This window comes from Stenotrophomonas sp. (assembly GCF_032061965.1).
In the GTDB taxonomy this organism is placed as follows: domain Bacteria; phylum Pseudomonadota; class Gammaproteobacteria; order Xanthomonadales; family Xanthomonadaceae; genus Stenotrophomonas.
The window spans coordinates 4242-7812 of record NZ_DAMBEF010000077.1 but is presented as its reverse complement, the minus strand read 5'-3'; the positions used below and the strand labels follow the sequence as shown (position 1 = coordinate 7812).

The window sequence follows — 3571 nt, the reverse complement described above, 5'->3', positions numbered from 1 at the left end:
TCAACGCACTGATGGATCCGGAGATCGACTTCGTCACCCTGCTCGGCACCGCCGGCACCGGCAAGACCCTGCTGGCCTTGGCCGCCGGCCTGGCGCAGACCATGGACACACAGCGCTACCGCGAGATCATCATGACCCGCGCCACCGTCAGCGTGGGCGAGGACATCGGCTTCCTGCCTGGCACCGAGGAAGAAAAGATGACGCCGTGGATGGGCGCGCTCACCGACAACCTGGAAGTTCTGACCCACAACCAGGACGGTGGCGCATGGGGCCGCGCGGCTACCAATGACCTGTTGGCCAGCCGCATCAAGATCCGCTCGTTGAACTTCATGCGCGGGCGCACCTTCCTGTCGCGCTACCTGATCCTGGACGAGGCCCAGAACCTCACCCCGAAGCAGATGAAGACCCTGATCACCCGCGCCGGCCCCGGCACCAAGATCGTCTGCCTGGGCAACGTCGAGCAGATCGACACGCCCTACCTCACCGAAACCACGTCCGGCCTCACCTATGCGGTGGACCGATTCAAGAATTGGCCGCACAGTGCGCACATCACACTGCGTCGGGGCGAACGTTCGCGCCTGGCCGATTACGCTTCGGAGGTTTTGTGAAACAGTTGCGCACCTTGTCCCTGCTGGCCACGGCGACCCTCGCCGTGGCCGCCTGCACGCCGTCGAACACGCGCCCCGGCAGCGTGCCGACGGCAGTCAAGGCAGGACAATCCTGGGTGGTCACTCGCCCCGTGGTCGCCGCGCAGGTGCTGGACACCTGCTCGCGCGACAGCCCCGCCAGGCATGCCGGTGAGGTCACCGGCTATTGGGCGCCCAGCCGCGCCGATATCGACGCACTGGAAGGCCGGCTGGCGCAGTTGCAGCCGCAGATCGCCGAGCCCGGCCAATCCGGGCGGCAGTATGTCGGCTTCGAAAGCAGTGGCAAGCGCTTGATCTACATCAACGGCTTCGCCCTGCCCGACCACAGCAAAATCGACCCGGCGCGCGAAGCAATCCGGGTCTGCGATGGCGGCGCGCAGTTCTGGGGGGCAGTGTACGACCCGCAGGCAGGCACCTTCTCCAGCATCCAACGCAACGGCGCGCTGTAGTACTGGCGCGCTTTCATGGGTATCCGCCTGCCAACCTGGGTGTGGGTCGGTGCGGTCGCGCTTTCCTGCGTGGCCGGCATGGTCAACGTGGTTGGCTTCCTGGGCTTCGAGCACCAGGCAGTCAGCCACCTGACCGGCAGCACCAGCCAGCTTGGCATCGCGCTCGCGCAGGGTGACTGGCGCTCGGTCGGCCACCTGTGGGGACTGCTGATCGCCTTTTCCCTTGGGGCAATGCTCAGCGGCTTGATCATCCAGGGTGAAAGCCTGCAACTGGGCCGCCGTTATGGCCTTGCGCTGGCACTGGAGTCAGCGCTGCTGCTGGCTGCCATTCCCTTGTTCAAGCAACAACAGGTCTGGGGCGCGCTGGCCGCGGCGATGGCCTGCGGCCTGCAGAACGCGCTGGCCACCACCTTCAGCGGCGCTGTCGTGCGCACCACCCACCTCAGCGGCATGTTCACCGACCTGGGCATAGGCCTGGGCCATTTGCTGCGCGGGCTGCCCCTGCAACTGCGCCGACTGACGCTGAGCGGTCTGATCATCAGTGGCTTTCTGGCCGGTGGCATCCTCGGCGCGTGGTTGTTCGTCCGCTGGCAATACGACGCCCTGCTTGCCCCGGCATTGCTCACCGGCATAAGCGGGTTGGGCTACGTGCTGTACCGGCAATGGGTACTGCTGCGGCACCGCTGAAGCAACGCCCGGGCAAACACTGCACAATCGCTGCATGAGCCCTTCCACTCCCGTTTCCGCACTCACCATTGCCGGCTCCGACTCCGGCGGCGGCGCCGGCATCCAGGCCGACCTGAAGACCTTCGCCGCACACCAGGTGCACGGCCTGTCCGCGATCGCCGCGCTCACTGCCCAGCACACCCGCGGCGTCATTGCCGTGCATGTGCCGCCATTGGATTTTTTGCAGGCGCAGATCGACGCATGCTTCGATGACTTCGATATCCACGCGGTGAAGCTGGGCATGCTGGCCAATGCCGAGGTGATCAACCTGGTGGCCGATGCGCTGGAGCGACACCGCCCGCAGCACGTCGTGCTGGACCCGGTGATGGTTGCCACCAGCGGCGCGAAGTTGCTCGAAGACAGCGCCTTGCGTGCGCTGCGTGAGCGCCTGCTGCCACTGGCAACCCTGCTGACCCCCAACACACCGGAAGCCGAACTGCTGCTTGGACGGCGGATCAAGAGCGCGAATGACGCCGAAGATGCCGCCGCCGCACTGCTCGCCATGGGCACCGGCGCAGTACTGCTCAAGGGCGGCCACCTGCAGGAAGGCAACCGGGTCATCGACCGCTATTTCGACGGCGTCAGCAACGAGGAGTTCAGCCACGCAAGGTTGCCCGTCGACGCGCACGGCACCGGCTGCACCCTGGCCTCGGCGATCACCGCCCAACTCTGTCGCGGCCTGTCGATGGCCAATGCCTGCGAAGCCGCCATCGATTATGTCGCGCGCGGTCTTGCCGGCGGTTTCGCCCCCGGCCGCAGCGACGTATTGGTGCTTGATCACTTCGGCGCGGCGCCGGCCGCATGAGCAATACTGCCGGGCCGATGGAACCTGTACGACTGCGCGTGGATTGCGCAGACGGTCACCACTTCGAGTTGCTGGCATGCCTACCCGCGCAACCGCTGGCAAGCCTGCTGTGGCTACCGGCGCTGGGCGTCGCCGCGCGGCATTACCTGCCTTTCGCGCAAGCGCTGGCCGCCGAAGGTATTGCCGTGTTCCTGCACGAATGGCGCGGCAATGGCAGCAGCAGCCTGCGGCCGGACATGGCCCATGACTGGGGCTACCGGGCGCTGCTGCTTCACGACCTGCCCGCAGCCGAAGCCGTCGTGCACGCCACCTTGCCAAGCACCCCGTTTCGCCTGGGCGGCCACAGCCTCGGCGGCCAGCTCGCTTGCTGCCATGCCGGCATGCGCAACGGCGCACTGGATGCCATTTGGCTGGTCGCCAGCGGCAGCCCATGGTGGCGAAGCTTCCCGCCACCGCGCGGTTGGCTGCTGCCACTGGCATACCGGTTCCTGCCGTGGCTGGCACAACGCAACGGCACCCTGCCCGGGCGCCGGGTCGGCTTTGGCGGTACCGAAGCACGCGGCCTTATCCGCGACTGGGCCGCGGTTGGCCTCAGCAATCACTACGCCGCCGCGGGGCTCGATGTCGACCTGGAGGCCGGGATGCGCACCGTCACCGCACCTGCCAGCGCGGTTGTGTTCGACAATGACTGGCTGGCGCCGATCAGCTCGATGCGCGCCCTGCTGGAGAAACTCCCCACATCCAATCACAGCCTGCAGCTGCTGTCGGCACGTCAGCTGGGCGTGCGTGCCGATCACTTCCATTGGATGAAATCACCGCGATCCGTGGTCAGCGCGTTGATTCATCACAATGATTAAGAATTTTTCACAAAACCGTTGACGCAAACCAGGCAAATCCGCATAATCTCGCTCCTGGCAACGACGCGCTCGTAGCTCAGTTGGATA

5 protein-coding genes and 1 tRNA gene (1 of these 6 running past the window's edge) are annotated in these 3571 nt (G+C 66.0%); all 6 read left to right on the top strand.

From position 1 onward, the window contains the following. Window positions 1-608: PhoH family protein (locus RT460_RS19235; protein ID WP_313321333.1), on the top strand; the 608-nt coding region annotated here is incomplete at its 5' end. A 14-nt stretch (window positions 609-622) separates the two neighbouring features. Continuing rightward, a complete protein-coding gene (locus RT460_RS19230; protein ID WP_313321334.1) occupies window positions 623-1096 on the top strand; it encodes a hypothetical protein in 474 nt (157 codons plus the stop codon). A gap of 15 nt (window positions 1097-1111) precedes the next feature. Further along, window positions 1112-1783 (top strand): YoaK family protein, encoded by a 672-nt coding sequence (locus RT460_RS19225; protein ID WP_313321332.1) that lies wholly within the window; start codon window positions 1112-1114, stop codon window positions 1781-1783. Between the two features lie 34 nt (window positions 1784-1817). Next, window positions 1818-2627 (top strand): bifunctional hydroxymethylpyrimidine kinase/phosphomethylpyrimidine kinase, encoded by an 810-nt coding sequence (gene thiD, locus RT460_RS19220; RefSeq protein ID WP_313321331.1) that lies wholly within the window; start codon window positions 1818-1820, stop codon window positions 2625-2627. Continuing rightward, window positions 2624-3484, top strand: coding sequence for an alpha/beta fold hydrolase (locus RT460_RS19215; protein ID WP_313321330.1), 861 nt, complete (start codon window positions 2624-2626; stop codon window positions 3482-3484). Before thiD ends, RT460_RS19215 begins: the two co-directional genes overlap by 4 nt. Before the next feature lie 65 nt (window positions 3485-3549). Further along, window positions 3550-3571, top strand: a tRNA-Arg gene (locus RT460_RS19210) (it continues 155 nt past the right edge of the window).